Annotated in this window: 24 protein-coding genes; 2 read left to right on the plus strand and 22 right to left on the minus strand. The window is 57.2% G+C overall.

The window, feature by feature from the left end:
• Window positions 1–39: 39 nt before the first annotated feature.
• From ybgF to ABNS66_RS09645, 16 genes are all read right to left on the minus strand, one after another.
• Entirely contained in the window at window positions 40–834 is a 795-nt protein-coding gene (gene ybgF, locus ABNS66_RS09570) for a tol-pal system protein YbgF (RefSeq protein WP_286837252.1), read from the minus strand.
• An 18-nt stretch (window positions 835–852) separates the two neighbouring features.
• Window positions 853–1350, minus strand: coding sequence for a peptidoglycan-associated lipoprotein Pal (gene pal, locus ABNS66_RS09575; protein ID WP_027874345.1), 498 nt, complete (start codon window positions 1348–1350; stop codon window positions 853–855).
• Window positions 1351–1422: 72 nt separating this feature from the next.
• Complete coding sequence (gene tolB / locus ABNS66_RS09580; RefSeq protein WP_027874344.1) at window positions 1423–2718, minus strand: Tol-Pal system beta propeller repeat protein TolB; 1296 nt, start codon at window positions 2716–2718, stop codon at window positions 1423–1425.
• Window positions 2718–3461, minus strand: coding sequence for an energy transducer TonB (locus ABNS66_RS09585; protein ID WP_286837250.1), 744 nt, complete (start codon window positions 3459–3461; stop codon window positions 2718–2720). Before ABNS66_RS09585 ends, tolB begins: the two co-directional genes overlap by 1 nt.
• A 2-nt stretch (window positions 3462–3463) precedes the next feature.
• A complete protein-coding gene (tolR, locus tag ABNS66_RS09590) occupies window positions 3464–3904 on the minus strand; it encodes a protein TolR (RefSeq protein ID WP_027874342.1) in 441 nt (146 codons plus the stop codon).
• 11 nt (window positions 3905–3915) lie between these two features.
• Complete coding sequence (gene tolQ / locus ABNS66_RS09595) at window positions 3916–4590, minus strand: protein TolQ (protein WP_027874341.1); 675 nt, start codon at window positions 4588–4590, stop codon at window positions 3916–3918.
• Window positions 4591–4618: 28 nt separating this feature from the next.
• Window positions 4619–5035: a tol-pal system-associated acyl-CoA thioesterase gene (gene ybgC, locus ABNS66_RS09600; RefSeq protein WP_286696077.1), complete on the minus strand. Its 417-nt coding sequence runs from the start codon at window positions 5033–5035 to the stop codon at window positions 4619–4621.
• Window positions 5032–6051, minus strand: a complete 1020-nt coding sequence (gene ruvB / locus ABNS66_RS09605) for a Holliday junction branch migration DNA helicase RuvB (protein ID WP_286696078.1) — start codon at window positions 6049–6051, stop codon at window positions 5032–5034. Before ruvB ends, ybgC begins: the two co-directional genes overlap by 4 nt.
• 17 nt (window positions 6052–6068) lie before the next feature.
• On the minus strand, window positions 6069–6668 hold the full coding sequence (ruvA, locus tag ABNS66_RS09610) for a Holliday junction branch migration protein RuvA (protein WP_204996750.1): 600 nt from the start codon (window positions 6666–6668) through the stop codon (window positions 6069–6071).
• Window positions 6665–7207 carry a crossover junction endodeoxyribonuclease RuvC gene (gene ruvC, locus ABNS66_RS09615; RefSeq protein ID WP_204996749.1) on the minus strand — a complete coding sequence of 181 codons (543 nt, stop codon included), beginning with the start codon at window positions 7205–7207 and terminating at the stop codon, window positions 6665–6667. Before ruvC ends, ruvA begins: the two co-directional genes overlap by 4 nt.
• Before the next feature lie 68 nt (window positions 7208–7275).
• A complete protein-coding gene (locus tag ABNS66_RS09620) occupies window positions 7276–8022 on the minus strand; it encodes a YebC/PmpR family DNA-binding transcriptional regulator (RefSeq protein ID WP_286837246.1) in 747 nt (248 codons plus the stop codon).
• 40 nt (window positions 8023–8062) lie between these two features.
• Window positions 8063–9832 carry an aspartate--tRNA ligase gene (aspS, locus tag ABNS66_RS09625; protein ID WP_286696080.1) on the minus strand — a complete coding sequence of 590 codons (1770 nt, stop codon included), beginning with the start codon at window positions 9830–9832 and terminating at the stop codon, window positions 8063–8065.
• A gap of 56 nt (window positions 9833–9888) precedes the next feature.
• Complete coding sequence (locus ABNS66_RS09630; protein ID WP_204996746.1) at window positions 9889–10128, minus strand: zinc ribbon domain-containing protein; 240 nt, start codon at window positions 10126–10128, stop codon at window positions 9889–9891.
• 224 nt (window positions 10129–10352) lie between these two features.
• Complete coding sequence (locus ABNS66_RS09635; protein WP_027874333.1) at window positions 10353–10748, minus strand: HU family DNA-binding protein; 396 nt, start codon at window positions 10746–10748, stop codon at window positions 10353–10355.
• A 208-nt stretch (window positions 10749–10956) separates the two neighbouring features.
• Window positions 10957–12156, minus strand: a complete 1200-nt coding sequence (gene lhgO, locus ABNS66_RS09640) for an L-2-hydroxyglutarate oxidase (RefSeq protein WP_286837244.1) — start codon at window positions 12154–12156, stop codon at window positions 10957–10959.
• Window positions 12157–12164: 8 nt separating this feature from the next.
• Entirely contained in the window at window positions 12165–12590 is a 426-nt protein-coding gene (locus tag ABNS66_RS09645; protein WP_286837243.1) for an HIT domain-containing protein, read from the minus strand.
• A 98-nt stretch (window positions 12591–12688) separates the two neighbouring features.
• Between ABNS66_RS09645 and ABNS66_RS09650 the strand changes: the two genes are divergently transcribed.
• Complete coding sequence (locus tag ABNS66_RS09650; RefSeq protein WP_286837241.1) at window positions 12689–14416, plus strand: proline--tRNA ligase; 1728 nt, start codon at window positions 12689–12691, stop codon at window positions 14414–14416.
• A gap of 28 nt (window positions 14417–14444) precedes the next feature.
• Entirely contained in the window at window positions 14445–15002 is a 558-nt protein-coding gene (locus ABNS66_RS09655; protein ID WP_286696205.1) for a transglycosylase SLT domain-containing protein, read from the plus strand.
• On the opposite strand, the gene ABNS66_RS09660 is transcribed toward ABNS66_RS09655, so the two are convergent.
• The 6 genes from ABNS66_RS09660 to ABNS66_RS09685 form a co-directional block, all read right to left on the minus strand.
• Window positions 14996–15469, minus strand: a complete 474-nt coding sequence (locus ABNS66_RS09660) for a periplasmic heavy metal sensor (protein ID WP_286837239.1) — start codon at window positions 15467–15469, stop codon at window positions 14996–14998. The genes ABNS66_RS09655 and ABNS66_RS09660 overlap by 7 nt on opposite strands.
• A complete protein-coding gene (locus ABNS66_RS09665) occupies window positions 15469–15897 on the minus strand; it encodes a hypothetical protein (RefSeq protein WP_286837238.1) in 429 nt (142 codons plus the stop codon). The genes ABNS66_RS09660 and ABNS66_RS09665 overlap by 1 nt, the downstream gene beginning before the upstream one ends.
• Window positions 15890–16453, minus strand: a complete 564-nt coding sequence (locus ABNS66_RS09670) for a sigma-70 family RNA polymerase sigma factor (RefSeq protein ID WP_286837237.1) — start codon at window positions 16451–16453, stop codon at window positions 15890–15892. The genes ABNS66_RS09665 and ABNS66_RS09670 overlap by 8 nt, the downstream gene beginning before the upstream one ends.
• 27 nt (window positions 16454–16480) lie before the next feature.
• A complete protein-coding gene (locus tag ABNS66_RS09675) occupies window positions 16481–16906 on the minus strand; it encodes a hypothetical protein (RefSeq protein WP_204996818.1) in 426 nt (141 codons plus the stop codon).
• Window positions 16907–17021: 115 nt separating this feature from the next.
• A complete protein-coding gene (locus ABNS66_RS09680; RefSeq protein ID WP_286837236.1) occupies window positions 17022–17699 on the minus strand; it encodes an NUDIX domain-containing protein in 678 nt (225 codons plus the stop codon).
• Window positions 17696–18535 (minus strand): peroxiredoxin family protein, encoded by an 840-nt coding sequence (locus ABNS66_RS09685; RefSeq protein ID WP_286837235.1) that lies wholly within the window; start codon window positions 18533–18535, stop codon window positions 17696–17698. The genes ABNS66_RS09680 and ABNS66_RS09685 overlap by 4 nt, the downstream gene beginning before the upstream one ends.
• Between the last annotated feature and the right edge of the window lie 5 nt (window positions 18536–18540).

Here is an 18540-nt window from a genome sequence, read left to right on the forward strand (position 1 = left end):
CTTTATGAGTCACTATTGGCTATTAGCAACTCTTGGCTGTTAGTAATTCTTGCGCAGGAATTCGCGGGCTTTTATCACCGCCGAATTACCGGTGTTGCCGTAGCGGTCGATAACATGGGTGAGCATTTCACGCGCTTTGTCTTTGTCACCCTGCAGGAAGTAGACCGTTGCCAGCTTGTACATGGCGGCGGGTACTTTGCCGTTTTCGGGGTAGTCGGCTAACAGCTTTTGGAAAGCGGCAGACGAGGCTTCCAGGTTTTGTGGTGAAATCGCCACATAGAGCTCTCCCAGCCAATACCAGGCATTGGGCGTGTAGCGCTCGGAGGGATAGGCTTTTACGTAGGCTTCGAAGGCGGTAATGGCGTCGGTGTATTGGCGCGCCTTCACCAGGCTGTATGCCTGTGCATAGTCGACCGAGGGTTTGCCGGTAAGGCCATTATCGGTGCTTGCCGGAGCAGGTGCCTCAGTGCTTTGTTGATCTGCCGATGCAGTGCTTGTCGCAGGCGCCGCAGCGGGAGGAAGCACGTCAGTAGCAGCGGGTGCAGCTGCCGCCGCGCCCCCCGCCACACTGCTGAGCCGTCGATCCATATCGATATAACGGTCCAGGCTTTGTTGCTTCAATTGACGAAGCTGATGCCCCTGCTCTTCTACCGTTCCACGCAGCGCCATGATCTCTTGCTGGAGCTGCTGAAGCTGCTGGTAGATGCCCGCTTCCAGGCCCGCCCCGGCATTGTTGCGCCGGTTTGGGTCATTGATATCCTCCACCGGAGCCTGAGCCCATACCGAAGGGCCAGACGCCAGCAGGGCGATCATCACGGTTTTTTTCAGTTGCATCAGCTTGCCTTATTTCTATTACTTAAGTTCTACGCGACGGTTTTTAGAGTACGCAGACTCAGATTGACCGAAAGCGATAGGACGCTCTTCACCGTAGCTTACGGTTTCAATACGGTAGCGAGCAATGCCGTTGATTGCCATGTAGTCGGCAACAGAGTTGGCACGACGCTCACCCAGGGCCATATTGTACTCGCGAGTACCGCGCTCGTCAGCGTGACCTTCCAGGCGAATAGGGCCAGTGGTTTTTTGCAGACGGGCAATCTGTGCATCCAGGTTACGGCGCGCTTCAGCAGTCAGCGTGGCTTGGTCGAACTCGAAGTAGAAGATGTTTTCCAGAACCACTTCTGGCTCTTGCGCTTCGTATGCCGACACATCAGATTCCATGCTCTGAGTTGGCTCAGAGTAGGTGTTCATATCGCTGGTTTGGCCGCTGCTGTCAGTATCGTTTGACGCACAACCTGTGAGCAAAGCACCGGCTAAGGCAACACCCAGGAACAACTTAGATTGGTATTTCATTGTATTTCCCCACTTGCAAAGTTTACTTTCAGTTGCAGATAAACCATTTATCTGCAGGATTTTATCCGGCCACTACTCATACAGAAAAGGCGACCACGCCGGCTCACGCACATCTCCAAACCGGGATGGCAAGCGGTAACGCACACCGCCATCCACAGATACTGCTGCCAACACCCCTTTGCCGTTGTACGTTGTAGAATACAACAACATACTGCCATTGGGAGCGACACTGGGCGATTCATCCAAGTCGGTGGAGGTTAGTATTTCCACTCGGTTGCGCTTGAAGTCCTGCACGGCAATATGAAACCTGCCCTGCACCCTGTGTACCATAACCAGTCCCAAGCCGTCGCCCAATATTCTGGCGCGGGCATTGTAGTCACCTTCAAAGGTGACACGTTCGACACTTCCTGATGCCAATTCTACTCGGTAAATTTGCGGTTTGCCGCCTCGGTCCGACGTAAAATAGATCGACTTTCCATCCGGTGCCCAAGCTGGCTCAGTGTCGATGGCAAAGTGATTGGTCACCTTTTTAAGGCTCTGGCTTGCCAGATCCATCACATATATATCGGGGCTACCATCTTTAGATAGCACCATGGCCAATTGTTTTCCGTCCGGCGAAAATGCCGGAGCACCATTGAGACCGCGGAAATTCGTTAATTGTTTCCGTTGGCCGGTCTGCAAATTATGTAAATATATCGCAGGACGCGTCGTTCTGAATGAAACATAGGCAATATTCTTGCCATCGGGTGACCATGTCGGCGCCAAAATTGGCTCCATGCTGTCGGCCAACACCTCCTCACCCACACCGTCGATATCGCTTTTCAGCAAACGGTAGCGAAAGCGGTTGTCCCCTTCACGCACCGCCGACACATATAACAGCTGAGTACGGAAGGCCCCGCGAACATTGGTTAACTTTTCGTATATGCGATCGCTAATGGTGTGGGCGAGAAAGCGCACTTTGTCAAAACTCTGCGACTCTTCCCCCTGCAGGATGCTGCGCTGGGTATTCACATCAAGCAGCTCGTAACGGGCGACAAGGTTGTTGTCGCGGCCAAAACTCAGTTCACCGACCACCACATAGTCAACACCGAGGCTTTTCCAGTCGCGGTAGTAGACTTCGTTGGCATTGGCGGGGCGACTGAGCATGTCGGCGCGACTCAATGGCTCGAACAGACCGCTGCGGTGCAGGTCGCGCTCAACAATGGATGCCACATCCTCGCGCAGGGTCACGCCGGCCTTCCAACCAAATGGCACAACGGCGATGGGCACGGGGTCGTCTTTGCCCTCATTAATTTCAATGGTCAGGTCAGCGACGCTCGGCAGCGTCCACAGCAGCAGTAACAGCGTTATTATTAGCGGTTTTCGCATTATCGTCTCAAATCAGTTGGCTCAAATTTAAATTGGAAATGACGGAATTTTCGCTCGTAGGCAGCGCGATTTTGCTGGGCGAGTTCACCCAGCTCAGCGATTTCTCCCAGACCTTTGACAGCGCGTAAGGCAGATTGATCAAACGCCTCGTTGCCGCTGCCTTTGACTACTGAGGCGCTAATAATTTCCCCTGTTGGCAATGTGCGAATGGCAACCGTCACTGACATACCGTTGCGGGCGCTGGGCGGACGCGACCAGTTGTTTGTCACCAGCTGGGCGATAAGCTGCTCGTAACTGCTAACCAGCTCGGCTTCCTCCAACGCGGCATCCTCAGACGCCAGCGCCGCCGCCAATTCCTCTTGTTGCTGTTTGCGAATCTGCTCCTGCAGCGCGCGCTGTTTGGCTTCTTCCGCCGCTTTCTCAGCCGCTTTTTTCTGGCGAAGTTCTTCCGCTGTTGGCCCCTTGGGCTTGGGTTTAGGCTTTGGCGCAGGCTTGGGCTTTACTTCCGGTTTAGGCTTCACCACCGGCTTTGGTTTAGGCGCGGGCTTGGGCTTGGCTGGCGGCGCGGGTTTAGCGCGACTGGGCGGGACTTTGTCGATAACCAGCTTCGCCTGAATCACCACCGGCTTTGGCTTAAGCTCCTGGCTGTCGCTAATACCGGGCAGGCCAATAAGCAACACGGCAGCCACCAGGCCGTGCAGCAAAAGTGTGACCATTGCCGGAATTAAACGGAAGCCCTGCATGTTTACTTGCGCCCCGCCGCCGGCGGTTCTTCGGTAATCAAACCTACCGATGGCGCGCCAGCGCCCTGCAATACGGCCATCGCCGCCACCACCGCACCATACTCCACGGCGTTGTCGCCGCGTACCATCACCGGCGTTTTGGGTTTGTTGCGCAGGATTTTACTGAGCTTTTCACCGATCTCGGCCAGCGGCACCGGTTCGCCCTGTTTGTCCGGGTCGCCAAGGCTCACATAGTAGCGGCCGTTCTTATCCACCGAGACGATGATCGGGTCATCATCGGTGGGTGGTACCGGCTCGGTCGAGGCCTCGGGCAGGTCAACCTGCACCCCTTGAACCAACATCGGCGCGGTCACCATAAAGACGATCAATAGCACCAGCATTACGTCGATATAAGGGACGACGTTAATGTCCGACATGGCTTTGCGTTTATTGCGACGACTCATGTCTGTGCCCCTTAGCGCACGTGAACCTGGCGGTGCAGCAGGCTGGAGAATTCGTCGGCAAAGGTTTCATATTTGCCCATATACGAATCCAGCTTGGCGGAGAAACGGTTGTAGGACATCACCGCTGGGATCGCAGCAATCAAACCCATTGCCGTTGCCACTAGCGCCTCAGAAATACCCGGCGCTACCGTCGCCAGTGTGGCTTGCTGTACCTGCGCCAGACCGTGGAAAGACCCCATAATGCCCCACACCGTACCAAGCAGGCCGATGTATGGGCTGGTGGAGCCGACCGTAGCCAGGAAGGGCAAGCTCTTTTCCATGTGTTCTTCTTCGCGCGAAATGGCAACGCGCATCGCCCGCTGACAGCCTTCCATCACGGCGTCGGAGTCGATATTGCGCTGGGCCATACGGCTGAACTCTTTGAAGCCGGCGCGGAAGATGCTTTCCATGCCCACTGCCAAGCCCTGCTTGTTGCTGCCTTCTTGATAGAGGGTGTTCAAATCGCCCCCCGACCAAAACTGCGCCTCAAAGCGCTTCATTTCCCGCTCGGCCATGGAGAAATACATCACCCGCTGGGCAATTGCATACCACGACAGCAGCGATGCCAGCACCAAAATAGCCATGATCGCCTGCACAAACAGGCTGGCCTGACTAATCAGCGTAATAATGGACAGGTCTTGCTCCACAGCAGCTCCCCTCTGAATCGAATTTTTGTTACTGAGCGGTTTCGGCCTCGGCGGCCAATACCTGATAAATAGTCTTTGGCAATCGCCTTGCCCGCCCGACTAGCGGGTCGACACAAGCAATCTGTATGCTTGCCTCGCACAGTAACTCTTGGTCGCGATAGACATGCTGTTCAAACATTAGTGCCGTCGGGCGCAGAGATTTTATCTCTGCCGTGACGCGCAGCACATCATCCAGCTTCGCCGAGGCGTGGTAACGCGCCTGCACATCGCGAACCACCATGAGCAAACCATCATCGGCCATGGCGGCTTTCGCAAAGCCGCGCTCGCGCATATATTCGGTTCGCGCCCGCTCCATGTACTTCAGATAGTTGACATAGTAGACAATGCCACCGGCGTCGGTGTCTTCGATGTAGACCCTCAGCGGCAGCGAGAATTCCGCGCTCATTGGTCGGCCTCGTCTGGCCGGCTCAATCCAAAATGCTGATAAGCATGGTTAGTGACCACGCGACCACGCGGTGTGCGCATGATGTAGCCCTGCTGTATCAAGTAGGGCTCGAGCACATCCTCGATGGTGCCGCGCTCCTCACTGATCGCCGCCGCCAGGCTTTCAATGCCCACGGGGCCGCCGTCAAATTTTTCGATCATGGCCAGTAGTAAGCGGCGGTCCAGATGGTCGAAGCCGCGATTGTCGACATTGAGCATATTCAGCGCTGCATCGGCCACGTCGGCACTGACATTGCCATCGGCTTTGACCTCCGCGTAGTCGCGAACACGCCGCAACAGGCGATTGGCAATACGCGGTGTGCCGCGCGAGCGCATGGCGATCTCTTTGGCGCCGTCGTCGTCGATGGTCATGCCGAGAATCGCTGCCGAGCGGCTAACAATGGTCGACAGGTCGTTGACGCCATAAAACTCCAGGCGCTGAACAATACCAAAGCGATCGCGCAGCGGTGATGTCAGCAGTCCCGCACGGGTCGTTGCGCCCACTAGGGTAAAGGGCGGCAGGTCGAGCTTGATCGATCGCGCCGCAGGGCCTTCACCGATCATAATATCGAGCTGGTAGTCCTCCATCGCCGGATAGAGAATTTCTTCAATATGGGGGCTGAGGCGGTGGATCTCGTCGATGAACAACACATCGCCTTCATCGAGGTTGGTCATCAGCGCCGCGAGGTCGCCGGCCTTTTCCAGCACCGGGCCGGAGGTAGTGCGGAGCGACACGCCCATTTCATTGGCCAAAATATTGGCCAAGGTGGTTTTACCCAGCCCGGGCGGGCCAAAGATAAGGGTGTGATCAAGGGGCTCGCTGCGGCGGCGCGCGGCATTAACGAAGATATCCATCTGCTCGCGAACCGCTTGCTGGCCGATATAGTCCTCGAGACTTTTCGGGCGAATGGCGCGGTCAAAGCGCTCCTCGGCACTTTCGGCGGGCTCGGGGGCAATCAGGCGATCGACTTCTATCATAGTGTTTTCCAGCGTGATTAGCTGACCATATTCTTCAATGCGGCGCGAATCAGCGCTTCGCTCGTTTGCCCTTCAGTATCCAGCGCGCTTATCGCCTTGCTGGCCTCCTGAGGTTTGTATCCCAAGGCTACCAGAGCGGCTTCAGCCTCGGCCAACACCGCCGACGCCGAGGGCTGCGCAGCCACCGCGGGCGACGCCGCCGCAGCCGGTGCCCAGCTTTCCAGGCGGTCTTTCATTTCCATAATCAGCCGCTCTGCGGTCTTCTTGCCCACGCCGGGCAGCCGGACCAGCGATGCGGTGTCGCCCTCTTGCACACAGCGCACAAAATCGTCGCTGTCGATGCCCGACATCACCGTCAAGGCAAGCTTGGGGCCGACGCCGTTCACTTTGATCAGGTCGCGAAATAACTGCCGCGAGCGGGTGTCACTAAAACCGAAGAGTAACTGGGCGTCCTCGCGGACAATAAACTGAGTGTAGAGCGACACCTCTTCGCCCAGCGGCGGCAGGTTATACAGGGTGGTCATCGGCACCAGCACTTCGTAACCCAGGCCGTTGATATCCACCACAATTTCCGGAGCCTGCTTTTCCAACAGGACACCGCGCAAACGAGCAATCATGAATTTACCTTAGCGCTAAGTCGACCGCGACGCAGGCGCGCCGCGGCAAGGGGTTCTGACATACTGTGTAAGCCTTCGCGGGCATGGGCGTGGCAAATGGCTGCGGCCAGCGCATCAGCGGCATCTTCCTGGGGCGCTGCCGGCAGTTTGAGCAAGACTTGCACCATATGCTGGATCTGATCTTTATTCGCAGCGCCAGTGCCCACCACCGCTTTTTTTATCTGTCGCGCGGTGTATTCGGCAACCGGGATATCTTCAGACACGCAGGCCACCACCGCGGCGCCGCGCGCCTGCCCCAGTTTAAGTGCCGAGCCCGCACTTTTGGACATAAACACCTCTTCCACCGCGGCTTCATCGGGACGGTACTCGTCGATAATGGTCGACAGGCTGCGGTAGATAATTTTAAGACGCTCGGGCAGTGCGCCCTGTGGCAAGCGAATGACACCACTGCTGACATAGCGGTGACGACGGCCTTCAATCGAGATCAGACCAAAGCCCGTTTTCTGCGAACCGGGGTCGATGCCAAGAATAATTGTCATAGCGTATCACTGTTCGAAACTGCGCCTATTATGCACAGATCACACAGCGAAATGACAATCACACTTGCCTACTCCAGCTCGGCAAGCACGGCATCGGGGATGTCGGCATTGGTATAGACATTTTGCACATCGTCGAGGTCTTCGAGCATGTCCACCAAGCCCATTACCTTCTCAGCGCCGGCTCTGTCCAAGGTCACGGAGGTGGAAGGCTGCATGATGACATCGGCCGACTCGTGCTCCAGACCCGCCGCCTGCATCGCGTCTTTTACCGCCAGAAACTCTTCCCAAGGGGTAAGCACTTCGACGCTGCCATCGTTATGATCAATCACGTCGTCGGCACCGGCCTCCAGCGCCACCTCCATCACCCGTTCTTCATTAACGCCGCGCGGGTAGAGAATCTGCCCCAGGCGATTAAACAAATAGGCGACCGAGCCGTCGGTGCCGAGGTTGCCACCGCGCTTGCTAAACGCATGGCGCACATCCGCGACCGTGCGATTGCGGTTATCAGTCATGCACTCCACCAGCACGGCAACACCACCAACGCCGTAGCCTTCGTAGGTGACTTCGTCGTAGTTATCACCCTCGGCATTGCCGGCGCCGCGCGCAATGGCTTTGTCGATGGTGTCGCGCTTCATGTTGGCGCCAAGCGCCTTGTCGACCGCTGCGCGCAGCCGGGGATTGTCTTCAGGCTGTGGGCCGCCCGCGCGGGCGGCAACAACTAACTCGCGAATCAGCTTGGTAAATACCTTGCCGCGTTTGGCGTCCTGCGCCGCTTTGCGGTGTTTGATATTGGCCCATTTGCTGTGACCCGCCATAGCTCCCTCACTCGACGGCCCTACCCTGCCGCCGTGTTACTTACTCTTCGTTTTTACGCAGACGAATGCTCAACTCGCTGAGTTGACGGGTTTCAACCACGCCGGGCGCGTCGGTCATCACACAGGCCGCTGTTTGCGTTTTAGGGAAGGCGATCACATCGCGAATCGACTTCGCGTCGCTCATCAGCATTACCAAGCGGTCCAGACCGAAGGCCAAACCACCGTGCGGGGGCGCACCGTATTTCAGCGCGTCGAGCAGGAAGCCAAATTTTTCGCTGGCTTCTTCGTCGCTAATGCCCAGTACGCGGAATACCGCTTCCTGCATATCCGAGCGGTGAATACGGACCGAGCCGCCGCCCAGTTCGGTGCCGTTGAGCACCATGTCATAGGCAATAGACAGGGCGTCGCCGGGCGCATTTTCCAGCTCTTGCGGGCTGCACGAAGGCGCGGTGAACGGGTGGTGGAGACTGGTCCAACCGCCCTTGTCATCTTCTTCGAACATGGGGAAGTCAACCACCCACAGCGGCGCCCACTCGGCGGTGTAGAGGTCGAGGTCTTCACCCAGCTTGCAACGCAATGCGCCCAGGGCTTCGTTTACGACTTTGGCGCTGTCGGCGCCGAAGAAGATCAAGTCGCCATTTTCTGCAGCGACACGCTCCAAGATTGCCGCGCGCACCGGCTCGGGGAGGAACTTAACAATGGGTGACTGCAAGCCGCCTTCAAGGTCCGACTTGTCGTTGACCTTGATATACGCCAAGCCCTTCGCGCCGTAGATACCAACAAACTTGGTATATTCATCAATTTGCTTACGGCTCAGCTTATCGTTGCCGCCGGGCACTTTCAGGGCGGCGACGCGGCCTTTGGGGTTGGTTGCCGGGCCAGAAAATACCTTGAACTCGACTTCTGCCATCAAATCGCCAACGTCAACCAGCTCCAGCGGGATACGCAGGTCTGGCTTGTCGCTGCCGTAGCGGTTCATTGCCTCGGCGTAAGGCATGTGCGGGAAGTCGCCCAGATCCAGGTCCAGCACTTCCTTAAACAGATCGCGGATCATGCCTTCGGCGACAGCCATAATCTGCTTGTCGTCCATAAAGGAGGTTTCGATATCGATCTGGGTAAATTCAGGCTGGCGATCGGCGCGCAGGTCTTCGTCGCGGAAACACTTGGCAATCTGGTAATAGCGGTCGAAACCAGACACCATCAGCAGCTGCTTAAACAGCTGAGGTGATTGAGGCAGCGCGAAGAATTTACCACCGTGGGTACGGCTGGGTACCAGGTAGTCGCGCGCACCCTCGGGAGTCGCACGGGTCAGAATGGGCGTTTCAATATCCAAGAAGCCCTGCTCGTCCATGTAGCGACGCAATACCGAGGTCACCTTGGCGCGCAAACGCAATTTATCGGCGATCTGCGGGCGACGCAGGTCAAGGTAGCGGTAGCGCAGGCGAACATCTTCGCCAACTTCGGTGTGATCGTCGAGCTGAAATGGCGGCGTCTCGGATTCATTGAGAATCTCGATCTCTTTACCCAGCACTTCGATCTCGCCGGTCTTCATATTGGGGTTAACGGTGGCTGCATCGCGAGCACGTACACGGCCGCGAATTTTTAGCACGTACTCACTGCGCACCCGGTCTGCGGTAGCAAAATGCTCTTCGGTATCGGGGTCAAACACGACCTGGACTATGCCCTCACGGTCGCGCATATCCAGAAAGATAACCCCACCGTGGTCGCGGCGACGATCCACCCAACCGCAGATCGTGACGTCCTGATCGATGTGCTCGCTTCCGAGGCTCCCGCAAAAATGGCTGCGCATTGATTCTTTCCTGCTTCTGTAAAGTCATAAATGGGCCGCAATTGGCGGCCCCTGAATTAGCTATCTGATCCCGACGAGGCTCCGCCGTCGCCAGCTAGATTTTTCTTCTTTCCACCCGATTTGAAATCGGTTTCATACCAACCACTGCCTTTTAGGCGAAAACCGGCCGCTGATATTTTCTTGACCAGCTTGTCGGCATGGCACTGCGGACACTCAACTAGCGCCGGATCACTCATTTTTTGCAAGGCTTCCAGCTCGTGCTGACAGGCCTGACACTGATATTCATAAATGGGCACTGGAATCCCCTCCAATACAAATCATGAAAACGTGACCTTCTGGAAAAACCGTCGGGCACAACCACAGGTAGAAAAAGGAGCGGGATTATAACGCAAAGCAGTGCCAGCGATAAACGCAGTACAGCGGGAATATGTCGATCAGTGCAGAAGGGTTAAAAACCTACAAAAAAGCCGCGCCGATACGACGGAATCGCACATATCGGCGCGGCTTTTGACGCCTGGGCTTAGGAGGCGAAGTCCTTGAGCTTTTTCAGTGGGCGTACTTTTACCGCCACACTAGCGGGCTTGGCTTTAAACGTGGTCTCTTCACCGGTAAAGGGGTTGATACCCTTGCGCGCTTTGGTGGCAGGCTTTTTCACGGTGGTAATTTTCATCAGGCCTGGAATGGTAAATTCGCCCAACGAGCGCTTTTTGATGCTGCGTTCGATCAGCACTTCGAGCTCTTCCAGCACGCTGGCCACTTGTTTGCGGCTAAGTTCGGTGTTGGTGGCAATCTCGTTGAGAATCTGGGTTTTGGTCATTTTCTCACTGAGTGCCGTCATTTTGCGCTTGGGGGCAGCCTTCGCCGCCGGTTTTGCTTTGGCAGCGGCCTTTTTCGGAGCAGTTTTACGTGTCGCCATAGGGATCAGTCCTGTTCAGGGAAAGTTTATTATTGCTCGGTAAAAGTTGGCACTGAGCCGATACCGCTTCGCCGCTGCCCGGGGCTTCGCAAAGAAGCCTGCACGCAACAACGAGGCCGTGCCTCGCACTACTAATAGTCGATTGGCCTCGGCAAAACAAGGCTTAAATACGACATCCGCACAAAAACCCCTATTTTTTGCGTGGAATTTATCGACGAGCCAACACCTGGGCGGCGATATGCTCCCCGATTGGCAGGGCCGACGTCGCTGCGGGCGACGGCGCATTGCCCACATGAATACTGCGAGCACTCTGCAAAAAGTGGAAGTCATTGAGCAGCTCACCGCGTCGACTAACCGCTTGAGCCCTAACCCCGGCAGGGGCAGGCAGCAGGTCATGTAACTCAATCGCCGGACAGTATTGCTGCAGCCCTTTGAGGTAATGGCGCGCCGAATACGCATTATGCAGCTCGCGCAGACCAGCGCGCGGGTGACTAGCCAACAGGCGCCAAAACCCCGGAAACGATGCCATTTCTCGCAGTGAGGCAGCATCGATATCCCGGCGGCGATAGCCCTCTCTCGCCAGTGCGAGCATCGCATTGGGGCCCGCCAACACGCCACCGCCTACCCTGGGTGTTAGGTGCACACCCAAAAAAGGCAGCGTGGGGTCGGGCACCGGATAAACCAAGTGGGGCACCCAATCATCGCAGCGCGGCGCCAAACGATAGAATTCGCCACGAAAGGGAATAATGCGAAAATCACAATCGATGCCCTGCAGTCGCGCCAAGCGGTCCGACATTAATCCCGCACAGCAAAGCAGCTGTCGCGCGTGAAACGTCTGCTCGCCGCTGCCCACGACGATCTCCGATGTGCGCTCATCAATACGGTCCACCGGCAAGGCGCAGCGCAGCTCTCCCCCTGCGTGCTGCACGTCGTGAAGTAACTGGCGACAAATAGCGGCGTAATCAACAATGGCCGACTCCTTCACCGACAGCGCCGCCACGCCGGCGAGCATTGGCTGGCGCTCGCGCAGCTCGCCGTCACTCAACCACGTGGGCGCACGACCATTTTGCCTGGCCCGCGCTTCGAGCGCTCTAAGGCCCGGCACTTGCTGGGGCGTCGCGGCGACAATCCACTTGCCACACTGGCGAAACGGCAGCGCGTGACGCTGACAAAAATCCCGCGTTTGCTGCAAGCCCTCTCGGCACATGCGCGCCTTGAGGCTTCCCGTCGGATAATAGACCCCGGCGTGCACCACACCACTGTTATGACTGGACTGATGCTGAGCCGGCGCAGACTCTTTTTCTATGATCAACAAGCGACACGCTGGCCACTGACGAAGAATCTGCCAGGCACTCGCCGCGCCGACAATGCCCGCGCCTACTACTATGACGTCGTAGCGTGCTGCCATGGCAACGATTAGGCCGCTGAAAACTCAGGGTCTGCGGCAAAAGCCTGACGCAGCTCACTCAGACGCTGGGCAAGCGCGGCCTCGCTGTACGCCTGCGGCGGCAGCTGCCCCCATACCGGCTTGGGCCAACAAGGGTCACCTGTAAAGCGGGCGATATGATGAATGTGCAGTTGCGGCACCATATTGCCGAGGGCGGCAATATTCAATTTCTCGGCATTAAATTGACGCGTCAGAATGGCGGCAGCCAGGTCGGACTCACGGCAGTACTGAGTGCGCTGCTCGGCAGAGAGTTCAAAAAGCTCTCTCAAGCCCGCCTGACGTGGCACAAGAATCAGCCACGGATACTGGCTATCATTCAATAACAGCACACGACAGAGCGGCAAATCGCCGACGACAGCGCAATCGGCAGCCAGTTGTGGGTGCAATTCAAACATCTACTTTCTCCATTAAACGCGGCCCACCCTGTACCGGGCTGGCTATCAATCGTAAAATGCGGCGACTTCATTCGCAGCTTTAAGGCCAGATACCCACCATGCGCGCTAGCCAAACACTTATTGCCACTGTAAAGGAAACCCCTGCCGATGCCGAGGTTATTAGCCACCAGCTAATGCTGCGGGCCGGCATGATACGCAAGCTGGCGACCGGCCTCTATACCTGGCTGCCGCTGGGCCTGCGTGTATTGCGCAAGGTCGAGCGTATTATTCGCGAAGAAATGGACAATGCAGGCGCGCAAGAGGTGCTAATGCCCGTGGTGCAGCCCGCCGAACTCTGGGAGGAGTCTGGTCGCTGGGAACAGTACGGCGCGGAACTACTGCGTATTAATGACCGTCACCAACGCGAATTTTGCCTCGGCCCCACCCATGAGGAAGTAATTACTGACCTGATCCGCAACGAAATTCGCAGCTACAAACAACTGCCCGCCAATTTCTATCAGGTGCAAACCAAATTCCGCGATGAGATTCGGCCCCGCTTCGGCGTTATGCGCTCACGCGAATTTATTATGAAGGATGCCTACTCCTTTCATAATGACCAGGAGTCACTGCAGGCGACCTACGAGACAATGCACGCCGCCTACACGCAGATATTTACGCGCCTGGGCTTGGACTTCCGCCCGGTTATTGCCGATACCGGCTCAATCGGCGGCAGCGCCTCCCATGAATTCCACGTGCTGGCAGAGTCCGGCGAAGATGACATTGCCTTCTCAGACAGCTCTGACTACGCCGCCAATGTTGAAATGGCAGAAGCCGTGGCGCCCGCCGGCGAGCGCCCCGCTGCCAGCGAAGCCATGGAAAAAGTCGCCACCCCCGGGGTGAGCAGCATCGAGGACGTTTGCCGCTTCTTCGATTGCGCGCCCGAGCGCACAATAAAAACGCTGCTGGTATACGGCGAGGCCGATGAAGATGGCAAGCAAGCCTTGATCGCCCTGGTGGTGCGCGGCGATCACCAGCTCAACGAAATCAAAGCAGAGAAACTACCCGGCATTGCCAGCCCGCTAACCCTCGCTGAAGAGAAAGACATCAAAGCGGCGCTCAATTGCGCACCCGGCTCTATCGGCCCCGTGGGCCTGAACCTGCGCTGCATTGTGGATCGCAGCGCGGCGCATTGCAGCGATTTTATCTGCGGCGCCAACGAAGACGGTATGCACCTGCGCGGCGTCAACTGGCAGCGCGATGTCGAGCTGGGCGAAATTGCCGATCTGCGCGACGTTATCAGCGGCGACCCCAGCCCGGACGGCAAAGGTCAGCTGCAGATCAAGCGCGGCATCGAAGTCGGCCATATCTTCCAGCTCGGCACCAAGTATTCCGAAGCCCTGAACGCCACCGTGCTCAACGAGCAAGGCAAGGAACAAGTCATGATCATGGGCTGCTACGGTATCGGTGTAACCCGTGTGGTCGCCTCAGCTATTGAGCAAAACAATGACGACAAGGGCATTATCTGGCCGGACGCAATCGCGCCCTACCAAATTGCCCTGGTGCCACTCAATATGCAGAAGTCTGAGCGCGTGCGCGACACCGCAGAGCAGCTCTACAGCCAATTGAAAGCCGCCGGCTATGATGTGTTACTCGATGACCGCAATGAACGCCCAGGCGTGAAGTTCGCCGACATGGAGTTGATGGGGATTCCTCACCGCATTGTGATTGGCGACCGAGGGCTGGACAAAGGCCTGCTGGAATACAAACACCGCCGTGCTAGCGACAACGAAGACATCGCTATCGACGACTTGATGAGTGTTATTCAGCAACGTGTTGCGCTGGCCTAAGCTCGCCCTTGCCGGGTGCCTGCTACTGATAGCGGGCACCGGTTGGACTCAGCCGCAGGACCCGGCAGAGCGCGCGGCGCTAACCGCTTATTTGAAAGAAGCGCTGCACCGCGACGACAGCTTCCAAGACCGCTTTGATGCCGAAGTCTGGCTGACTGATATGTCGGCCCGTCTGGCGAGCATTATCCGTGAACCGGAGCAACGCTTGGCGTTATTGCGCAGCGTGCACCGCGAGGCCAAGGCCGCCGACCTGCCTCCCGAGCTGGTACTGGCACTCATTCAAGTGGAAAGCTACTTCGACCGCTTTGCTATTTCCAGTGTCGGCGCGCAGGGCTTAATGCAGGTGATGCCTTTCTGGAAAAACGAAATTGGCCGCCCCAGCGACAACCTCACCGACATGGACACCAACCTGCGCTACGGCTGCCAAATTCTGCAGTTTTATCTGAAGCGGGAAAAAGGCAATATGCGCCGCGCACTGGCCCGCTACAACGGCAGCCTTGGCAAAAACTGGTACCCCGATCGGGTGTTTCGCGCCTGGAAAAAACGCTGGTACAACGGCCAACTGCACTACAGTGGCATTTACTGAACCGGTGGCTGCGGCGGCTTCCTGTGTTCCTGCGGCGGGCATGCCCGATCGCCTTTACGCTTGTGAGGGCGCAACATCGCCAAACGTTCCTCTGGCGGCATTGGCGGCAATACCTGCAACAGCACCTCGTGACTGAGTCGCTTCAGGGCAACATCGGCCTCGCGCACCTCAGCCAAGGCGGCGGCCAGCGCCACCGTATCCAGCGGCTGCTCAGACAGAAGCGCCGCCACGCCACGGCGTTTTTCACGCAAATTGCGATAGGCCTTGCGCATAGCGCCTCGCTCCGCCTTGAGCACCTCTCGTGCCTGTTCGCTCAGTGTCTCCGGTGGGCGCTTCAAAATATGTCGGCTCATCGAATGCATGATCGGGTCGCCGTGTAACCTGTGGCCCACCCACGAACCAATCAGCAAAGCGTTGATCACCAGCGAACTCACCAGCGCAATTAGCAGGCCTTTACGCTTTGTCATCACTCTCCCTCCAACCAGTCTGCAACGTCGTTGCTACCCGCAATATCCAAGCTCGCAAAGGCTTGGTAGTCGTCGCTAAACACACTGGATGACGATGTTAAATCCGTCGCCCCTATCGCAATACCCAACACCATTGCCGCCGCCGTCGCCATACTTACTGGCAAAAACACTGGGCGCTGGGGGGGGGCCACTTGGCGGTGTGCACCGGGAATGGCAGATAAGCGCTGCTGCATAGCAGCGCTGGGCGCTAATGACAGCCCATCGCTCTGCAACTGTCGCCGCCACGCTGCGTCGTCGGCGAGGGCGCTCCGCCTTGCTGCTCGGCCACGCCGACTCAACATACCCAGCAAGGCAATTGGCCATAAATGTGCCGGCCACTCCCGGAGGTTTGCGCCGTAACATTGCAAAGCCCGAAAATAGCTAGTCATTGTTCTCTCCTAAAAGTTGCCGCAGTCGCTTTCGCGCACGCCCCAGTAACGATTCCACTGCCTTGGGACTATTGCCGAGCACGTCGGCAATATCCCGCACTGGCATTTCCCGATAGTAGCGAAAGGCAATGGCCGCTCGTTGCTCTTCAGGCAACGCTGACAAGGCCGCCGCCAATGCCGGCGAATCGCCCGGCTCGTCGTTCAGCGGCGTTGACGCGTCCGCCAGCTGTTCGGCTAGCTCACCGTCCACAACAAAACGCTGCTGCACACGCTGACTATGGTTAATCGCCAGGTTACTCGCTACACGGTACAACCAGGTGCTCAGTTTTGCCTCATCTTGCCAGCTTGGCGCCTGCTTCCACAGGCGCACAAATACCTCCTGGCAAAGGTCTTCGGCATCTGCGCGCGACACCACAATGCGATAGATCACATTGAGTACCGCGCTGCTGTGGCGGTCGACAAGCTGCTGAAAGGCCTGGGCGTCACCCTCGGCCGTTCGCGCAAGCAGCGTGGCATCGCGAGACACCATCACCACCTTCCATGCCTTGGTTGCCAATCAACCACCGCCGGTATCACCTCTCAATTACTGATCGTCTGCCCACGGCCCGGCTTGGCGTTTACCATGTTTAAAGCCTTTGCGCATTTCCTTGCGGGACAGCTCGCCGTCGCCATTGCTGTCGAGCTTACTTAACTGGGCCTCAGCCGCTGCACGCGCTTCGGCCGCAGACACGCTACCGTTTTTGTCGGTATCGGCCCGTTCAAAGCGGTCGGCCCGAGACCCTGTGCGTTGCTCGCGCATTTTCGCGCGGTACTCTGCAATCTCTTCACGGGTAACTTCGCCGTTGCCGTTCAGGTCCATCGCCATAAAGTGGGCACTGCGTTTTGCGACCATATCAGCAACGCTATGACCGCCTTCTCCACCGCGCTCGCAGCCGCCGGGCGGCTTTGCCTGAGCACTCATTGCGGCACCCATCGCCAATACTGCCAAAATTTTGCTAGACGTTTTCATTGTCGTGACTCCATAAACGAAAAAGGGTTTTAACGGCCGTTATTGATTAAACACCGGCTGCGTCAAAACCCCTCGCTATGGCAATAATTCTTTTGCGTCGTGCAGTGCAGCTCGCCTAAGAAGCCAAAAACTCGTAGCGCCAAACCCCTTTGTCTAAATAGCAGCGGTTGCGCGAACCTGCCGCGTCCGGGTCCAGCTGGCAATACCCGGCGTCGCCGCCGTAGAGCATGCATACCACGCCCTGATGGTCGGTCACTTTGGGGTGAATATCGGGAACCTCACGCGCGGCATAAAACGCCTTTGCCTGCGCGACGGTTGAGCACTGTGACAGTTCCGACAGGGTCACCAAGGTCGGCGGTAACAGGGCCAACTCACCGGAGCAATGCGACTGCACAAAATCTGCCGCTGCGCCCCACTGATGGGCATCCATTTCCTCGCCGTCCACTTCTACCTCCATCCCCTGGCCGTCAGCGAGGAAAAACGCCGTCTCGAAGCGCCGCCCCATATGTGCGGGCGTTGTCCAGTAAGAGATATGTTGCAGTGCTTCCGGCGCCAGATTGATCGCCGCTTCTTCTTCGGTTTCCCTTACCGCCGCCAAGCGAAATGCCTGCATGCGATCGCCCTGGGCATCGGCAACATCATCAGGGTCCACGGTGCCACCGGGAAACACCCAGTGCCCGCCTCCCACTTTTAACTGCTCGTGCCGCCGCAGCAATAACACTTCAAGACCAGAGGGTGTGTCCCGCAACACCACCGCTGTTGCCGCCAGACGAATCGCTTCCTTGTCGCTCACAACCAATGTTCCTCCAGGGCCGACAGCAGACGCTTTGGCTGCGGGCCGATACGAAAATTCTCTGGCAGGTCTGCGTAGCGGATAACACCACTTTCATCAACCACCAGCAGGGTAGGCAGCACGGTATCGCGACTACCCAAGGGCACGCCAAATGGCATGCCTGCCGCATGGACAATATGCAGCGCCTTCGCCGCATTCAATGAGGGGTCGCTATACACCTCGACACCATCAGGCAGGTCGCCAGCCAGTTTGCGACTCTCGGCAACGGTTTGAGGGCTCACCAATACCAGGCGAATACCGTGCCCCAGGAACTCGCGGCAATAGCCCATAAACTCGTGTAATTGGCTCCGGCACAGCGGACACCAACTACCCCGAAAAAATAAAAAGGCGGTTTTCCTGCCTTGAAACTGCTCAGAACCGACGCACTCCCCATGCTCATTTTGCAGCTCAAAATGGGGTAGCGCGTGGCCGACAATCAGCTCGGGATTGTCATCCCTATCCAGATACGAATACCAGAAAACGTAGAGGAAAACGCCGCCAAGCCCCAAACTTAAACCGTAGATAGTCGGCACGATATCCATCTCAACCACCACCAACATTGCCCCCAGCAACGCGGCAATTAGCTGGATAACAATAAAGCGCCCGACATGAACAAAGGCTACGCTGTACAACAGTGCCACGAACAACGGCACCGGGGTGACAGCTAACCAAGCACCAAACCACGACAGACTAAAACCGCTGCTCAACTGCCACGCACTGTGCAGCGATGCAGCCCCACAGAGCAGAATATAAGGAAGTACAAAGAAGCGCTTGGCCAGCGCTTTAAGTGATGTCATAAATA

Origin of the sequence: uncultured Spongiibacter sp. (genome assembly GCF_964011655.1) — a bacterium.
GTDB classification, from domain to species: Bacteria; Pseudomonadota; Gammaproteobacteria; order Pseudomonadales; family Spongiibacteraceae; genus Spongiibacter; species Spongiibacter marinus.